The sequence below is a fragment of the Terriglobales bacterium genome, assembly GCA_035487355.1.
GTDB lineage: Bacteria > Acidobacteriota > Terriglobia > Terriglobales > Acidobacteriaceae > QIAW01.
This window is the reverse complement of the sequence record DATHMF010000061.1, coordinates 1-6,294: the sequence shown is the minus strand read 5'-3', so window position 1 is coordinate 6,294 and position 6,294 is coordinate 1. Positions and strand designations below refer to the sequence as shown.

Here is a 6,294-nt window from a genome sequence, read left to right as displayed (position 1 = left end):
AAGATAATGTGGCGCCAGCGACTTGCTGACTACCGGATCGTCTTCGAGGATGGGCTTCTCAGCCACCACTTCCTCCTAAACGTTGAACCACGGCGTAATCCACACATATTTAATGTGCAACACCAGGCGCAACAGCATCTTGATCGGCAATCCAATCATGGTGACGAAAAAAACCATCAGAATGGAGTACTGCAGCAAACTCATCCGCTTATAGTTTTTGGGGTTGTAACGCCGAAACAGCGCGTGCACCAGCAGGCCGCCCACGACAAAAAACCCGCCGACCACCGCCGCGCCAAATATTCCCTTCGCCCAATTCGATGTGATTCCAAAGAGATCCGGCAAGTCGCGGTTCACTTCATAAATGAGCCGGTTGTGATCCCAGGTCTGTCCGGGCCAGAACCACTGCCATCCAGGCCCTCGTATAAACGTACCGATGGTAATCATCGAGACCCACAAGACGATGAACCCAAAAAGAAAAGTGCCGATAGCAAACTTGCGTTGCTTCCAAGTGTAATACCCCGCTCCGAGCGGGTTCGTATCTATATAAGGAATCACCATCAAGCCGAAGATGATGAGCGTGGGCATCACCACCCCGGCAATCCACGGATCGAAGTACACCAGCATTTCCTGCAACCCGAGGAAATACCACGGCGCCTTCGCCGGGTTCATGGTCAGATTCGGGTTTGCCGGTTCTTCGAGCGGAGCATTCAAGGTGATCGACCAGATCATCAAAATGATGGTCACGATGATCGCGGCTAGAAATTCCACCCGCAGCAGAAACGGCCAAACGTGAACTTCTTTTTGCCACCCCGGCTTGAACGGCCAGGCCTTCCGATGATGCGTCTTGGCCAGCGCCGGGTCGGCTTCCAACTGCGCGATCAGCAAGTCATTTGCTTTTGCCTGCCGCCACGCGAGATAAATGTAAAAGGCGAGCAAAGGAATCATTGCCACGATCGGTACGTTGTCAGGTGCGGAGATGATTTCCCAAACTTGTCTCCAATCCATGGCTATTTCCGCGCCTCCTTTACCTCAGAGTCGAGGATGACCTGCGCCGGCCCGGAAATGCCGCCGTCCTTGCGCACTCGCCAGAAGTGAAGAACCATAAAAATCGATGCAATGATGGGAATGCCGATGCAGTGCCAGATGTAAGACCGCAGGAGTGCGTTGGCATCCACGATGGATCCACCGAGCAATCCAAATCGCACATCGTTGTACGGGGTCATATTGAGATAGTTGCTGAAGGGACCTTCGTGTCCAAGCAGCGGCGTCGCCCGCGCCATGTTGGTTCCCACGGTAACAGCCCAGAAGCCCAACTGATCGTCCGGCAACAAATAACCAGTGAAGGACAGCAAAAGTGTCAGCACCAGAAGAATGACGCCGACGTTCCAATTAAACTCCCGCGGCTTCTTGTAGGAGCCCGTGAGAAACACTCGAAACATGTGCAACTCGACGGCGATCACCATGAGGTGGGCAGCCCACCTGTGCATGTTGCGCAGCAGCCTGCCAAAAGGGACATCGTGCTCGAGGTATAGCACATCGCGGAAAGCCTGTACCTTGCTCGGGTGGTAGTAAAACATCAGCAGAGTACCGGTGAAGGTGAGCACCAAAAACAGATAAAAGGTAATCCCGCCCATCCCCCAGGTGTAGCTGTAGCGCACCGAATCGCGGTTAATCTTCGCCGGATGCAAATGCAGAAAAACATTGGAAAGCACGCCGAGGGCACGATTGCGAGGTGTGTCGTCATGCTTGTGTCTGAAAATCGACGTGTAGAGTTGCGTCTTGGTCGGATTCTTGAGCGTTTCCAGAGATTCTTTTGCTTTCGCAGGAAGATCCGTCTTAAGGGATTCGAGATCCTCTTTGACACCCGTCTTGATCGTGTCTACCAGACCGGTCGACTTGCCATTTTTGCCGTTCGAGTTTTTCTCATCAGGCATTTCTTCTGCTCCTGTTTCCCATCCCGCTCGAACCGTCGGTCTAAGTTCGTTGCCCCTCTAGTTCATTACTTCGCGCGTCCTCCTCGAGAGCTGCATCCGCCACCGCCGTGCCTACACATTCAAAAACGAACCCGGATCGCTAAAGTGACTCGGCTGCCCCTTGGGCCATTCAAAAAGCTGCGACACATCCACCACAATCTGCCCATCCGGCGCCAACTCCACCCGCGCCCGATCCATCGGACGCGGTGCAGGCCCCTCGAAGTTGATCCCTTCACTGTCGTAACCACTTCCGTGGCAGGGACATTTGAATTTGTTCTCGCTGGCCTTCCAATCTGGCGTGCAGCCCAAATGTGTGCAGCGCGCGTAAATGACGAACATGCGGTCCGGCGTGCGGTCCACCCAGATACGGTACTTTTGCTGCCATTTCGTATCGACACCCAACGCATAGTCGGAGGGATACCCAATCTTGAAAACGGTCGGAGGTTCAAAAAGTGTTCGTGGAAGAAAAAAACGAAGAAACGCGATAAACCAGGCCCCCAGAAAACCGGCCACAGCGCACCAAACCAAACTCCGTCGGCTCTGATTCATTCCGCTCGCCGCCGGGCCCACCGTTGGTAAACCGGCAGCAGGTGCAGCTTTTGAGGTACCGACGGCGGGCGTGCCCACGAACTTTGCAGCTTCGCCACCACCGGCAGCAGACGTCTTCGCTGCATCCGGTTTCGGATTGGCCGAATTAGATTCCGGGGCCGCCATGCATTACCTCCTGGATACCTGTGGTCGACTTATGCCGCGGTCGCAAACGACGCCGCTACTTCCCTCCCCTGAACGTACGCCCTCCAGCCTTCGGTCCCAACCGGAAGGCGCAAAGATCTCCTTTCGCTTACATCCAAAAGTGTCTGCTCTAGAGAACGAATATTTTCGAGCGCGGAGAGAATTTCAGCAGCGACGCACGAACGCTCGCGCGTCAAAAAAACCGAATCACTCGTTCGAACACACAGGGATGGCGCGGCCTGTGGAAGCGTCGTTGGCCCGCCGAATTTGAAGAGCGTGGCAGCGATACATCGCGAGGTCCCTACCATTCCACTGGGCTCCCCAAGAAACTGGCCGGATGTTACTCAAATAAAAAAAATTCGTCAACTCCAGTCTAAAATTTTCTGCAGGCGCGATTTCGCCAGTCGCGCGAACAAGAAAACACCAGCCGTTGTTCTCAAACTCCGCCACCCCGAGGAAAAACTCGAGACATGCAATAACCCGCTTGCGCTTAGAAAGACCTGTGGTAGACTCGCCCCGTTTTCGGGCTTTGCGATCCAGATTCCGAAGGTTGCGCGGCCGGATCATTCGCAACGGCGGATTATTCGACCGGGAGGTCAGGGTACATGGGCCTAGTTCTTCTCGTTGTTATCTGGCTGATCACCTTCATTAGCGCGTACTTCTTCATCGCGAAGACGTGGTGGTTGCCTGTCGGCGCTTCGGCTGCAGCTGCGGGCATCGATCATCATTTCGCCACCACGTACGTTCTTATGGGCATCGTGTTCGTGGCCGCACAGCTCAGCCTGGGCCTTTTCGCTTGGCAGTATCGCCAACGCACCGCAAGCACTCCGCTAGCGCACTACTCCCACGGCAATAATAAGCTTGAGATCACCTGGACCGTGCTTACCTTAATCTTGTTCGTCGGCCTGAATTTTATGAGCAGTTCGATTTGGGCGTCCGAGCGTTTCCGTCCCGCAGTCTCCGACGCCGTCGAGGTCGAAGTCACAGGAATGCAGTTTCAGTGGTATTTCCGCTATCCGGGACCTGACGGAAAATTCGGCGCAACGAACCCCCAACTGCAGGATCCTTCCGGGGGAGGAGAAGCCGCTCTGGGCCTCGACCCTGCCGACCCCGCCTCGAAAGACGACGTCGTTGCCGGAACAATGTACGTCCCGGTGAATCGCGAAATCGACGTGATCCTCCGCGCCGAAGACGTCATCCACAGTTTTTTTGTTCCGGCCATGCGCTTCAAGCAGGACGCTGTCCCTGGTCTCGCCATCCACATGCACTTTACGCCCATCACCACGGGCGACTACGAGATCGCCTGTTCCCAGCTTTGTGGTCTGGGCCACTACAAAATGCACGGCATCCTTAGAGTCGTCAGCCAGGAAGAGTTCGCCAAGTGGCTGGCATTGCGCGAAGCGGAGAAGCAATAAAATGGCTACCGGCGAATTCGCGGCCCACGCTGCACATGCCCACGCGGCACCCACAAGTTGGATACGCAAGTATGTTTTCAGCCTCGATCACAAAGTCATCGGCTTGCAGTACTTTTTTCTCGCGCTGACGGCCGTTTTCGTCGGCATGTTTCTATCCTTGCTGATGCGCATCCACCTGATCTGGCCCGCCGCCGCCCTGCCGTTGCTCGGAGAGATCAAGCCCGAGACCTACCTGACTTTGTTGACCATGCACGGCACCATCATGGTCTTTTTCGTGCTCACGACCGCCCCGCAGGGCGGCTTCGGCAATTACTTCCTGCCCATTCAAATCGGCGCTCCAGACATGGCCTTCCCGGTTCTCAACATGCTCTCCTTCTGGGTGACCGCCCTGGCCTTTTTTGTGATGATTGCCGCCTTCTTTGTGGTCGGAGGCGCACCGCTCCACGGCTGGACCGGCTATCCGCCACTTAGCGCTCTGCAATCCGCAGGGCCAGGTGAAGGTTTAGGCGCGGATTTATGGGTCATCAGCATCGCTCTGTTCTGCATCGGCGCACTGATGAGCGCTCTCAACTTCATCACCACCACCCTGGACATGCGCGCCAGGGGCATGACGCTCATGCGCATGCCGCTTACGTGTTGGGCCTGGTTCATTACCGCGATTCTCGGTCTGCTCGCGTTTGGCGTCCTCTTGTCCGCCGGCATTCTGCTCTTACTTGACCGCAATGCAGGCACGAGTTTCTTTGTGCCCCTGGTCACCATCAATGGGCAGCTTACGGGACACAAAGGCGGCTCGCCTCTGCTGTGGCAACACTTGTTCTGGTTTTTCGGCCATCCCGAGGTGTACATCGCCATTTTGCCGGCCATGGGTTTGTGCTCGCAATTGCTCTCGGTCTTCTCTCGCAAACCAATTTTTGGCTACAAGGCCATGGTCTACGCCATGCTGTCCATCGGCTTCCTGGGTTTCATGGTCTGGGGCCATCACATGTTCATGAGCGGCATGAGCCCCTATACGGCTTTCGCCTTTTCCGTAATGACCATGGCCATTGGTGTTCCCTCCGCCATCAAAACATTTAACTGGCTCGGCACGATCTGGCGTGGACGGCTTCGTTTCACCTCGCCTATGTTGTTCGCCCTGGGCTTTGTTTCCCTTTTCATCTCTGGCGGAATCAGCGGGCCATTCCTCGCTCAGCCCGTGCTGGATATTCCATTGCACGATACCTATTTCGTCGTCGGCCACTTTCATCTGATCATGGGGGTGGCGTCCATCTTTGGCATCTTTGGCGCCACGTACTACTGGTTCCCGAAAATGTTCGGCCGCATGATGAGCGAGAGCATGGCGCGCTGGCATTTCTTCATCACCTTGATCGGCACCTACGCCATCTTCATGCCCATGCACTATCTCGGCATGGCGGGACATCTGCGCCGTTACTCCCAGCTCACCGAACTGAATTACCTGCACGGGCTGATCCCCTTGCAGACATTTATGACCTATGCCGCTTTCCTTACCATCGCGGGACAATTTATCTTTCTCTTCAATCTTTTCTGGAGCATGAAGTTCGGCAAAAAAGCCGCCGACAATCCCTGGGAAGCGACCACGCTCGAGTGGACCACGGCAACTCCACCTCCTCATGACAATTTCGGCGGACACGTGCCAGTGGTTTACAACGGACCTTATGAATACAGCGTCCCAGGGGCGCCTCGCGATTTTGTGATGCAAACCGATCCAGCCACCGTGAAGGCCCACTAGGCAATCCATGTCGACCGTCACCACAACCGCGTCTGTAAAAACAGCTCAAGTCCTTCTGGCAGGCGACGGCCGCCCGGAGCAAAATGCGCTGGATTTCGCCGTGCGTCTGCGCCGTGCTCGCTTGGGACTCACCGTCGCTCTAACCGCTGTCGTCATGATTTTTGTCTCTTATTCCAGCGCTTACGTCGTGCGGCAGGGCCTTCCCACTCTCGATCCGCGTACTGGCACGCTCGTTCGCGATTGGCTTCCGTTACAGCTGCCAAACTTTTTGCTGGTGAATACTCTCGTCTTGCTGGTCAGCACCCTCGCGATGGAGCTGGCCCGTCGCCAAGCCGTCCGCACCGCTCTCGCCAATGAAAAGGAATCCCACGCAGCTACACGCACGGAAACGGATGGAATGCCCTGGCTGGCGCTAACCGCCATCCTC

General features: G+C 55.8%; 6 protein-coding genes. 3 read left to right on the top strand and 3 right to left on the bottom strand.

The window, feature by feature from the left end:
* Nucleotides 1-75 precede the first annotated feature (75 nt).
* From VK738_11725 to VK738_11715, 3 genes are all read right to left on the bottom strand, one after another.
* Complete coding sequence (locus VK738_11725) at nt 76-1,005, bottom strand: hypothetical protein (protein HTD23317.1); 930 nt, start codon at nt 1,003-1,005, stop codon at nt 76-78.
* Nucleotides 1,006-1,007: 2 nt separating this feature from the next.
* On the bottom strand, nt 1,008-1,934 hold the full coding sequence (locus VK738_11720) for a cytochrome b N-terminal domain-containing protein (protein ID HTD23316.1): 927 nt from the start codon (nt 1,932-1,934) through the stop codon (nt 1,008-1,010).
* 111 nt (nt 1,935-2,045) lie between these two features.
* A complete protein-coding gene (locus tag VK738_11715; GenBank protein HTD23315.1) occupies nt 2,046-2,687 on the bottom strand; it encodes a Rieske 2Fe-2S domain-containing protein in 642 nt (213 codons plus the stop codon).
* A 623-nt stretch (nt 2,688-3,310) separates the two neighbouring features.
* Between VK738_11715 and coxB the strand changes: the two genes are divergently transcribed.
* From coxB to VK738_11700, 3 genes are all read left to right on the top strand, one after another.
* Nucleotides 3,311-4,120, top strand: a complete 810-nt coding sequence (gene coxB, locus VK738_11710) for a cytochrome c oxidase subunit II (protein ID HTD23314.1) — start codon at nt 3,311-3,313, stop codon at nt 4,118-4,120.
* Between the two features lies 1 nt (nt 4,121).
* Nucleotides 4,122-5,867, top strand: a complete 1,746-nt coding sequence (locus VK738_11705) for a cbb3-type cytochrome c oxidase subunit I (protein HTD23313.1) — start codon at nt 4,122-4,124, stop codon at nt 5,865-5,867.
* Nucleotides 5,868-5,874: 7 nt separating this feature from the next.
* On the top strand, nt 5,875-6,294 hold a 420-nt coding region (locus VK738_11700; GenBank protein HTD23312.1), incomplete at its 3' end, for a hypothetical protein.

Excerpts from the sequence above, each read along its gene's own strand:
- VK738_11725 (HTD23317.1), bottom strand. The coding sequence starts at position 1,005 with ATGGATTGGAGACAAGTTTGGGAAATCATCTCCGCACCTGACAACGTA.
- VK738_11720 (HTD23316.1), bottom strand. The coding sequence starts at position 1,934 with ATGCCTGATGAGAAAAACTCGAACGGCAAAAATGGCAAGTCGACCGGT.
- VK738_11715 (HTD23315.1), bottom strand. The coding sequence starts at position 2,687 with ATGGCGGCCCCGGAATCTAATTCGGCCAATCCGAAACCGGATGCAGCG.
- coxB (HTD23314.1), top strand. The coding sequence starts at position 3,311 with ATGGGCCTAGTTCTTCTCGTTGTTATCTGGCTGATCACCTTCATTAGC.
- VK738_11705 (HTD23313.1), top strand. The coding sequence starts at position 4,122 with ATGGCTACCGGCGAATTCGCGGCCCACGCTGCACATGCCCACGCGGCA.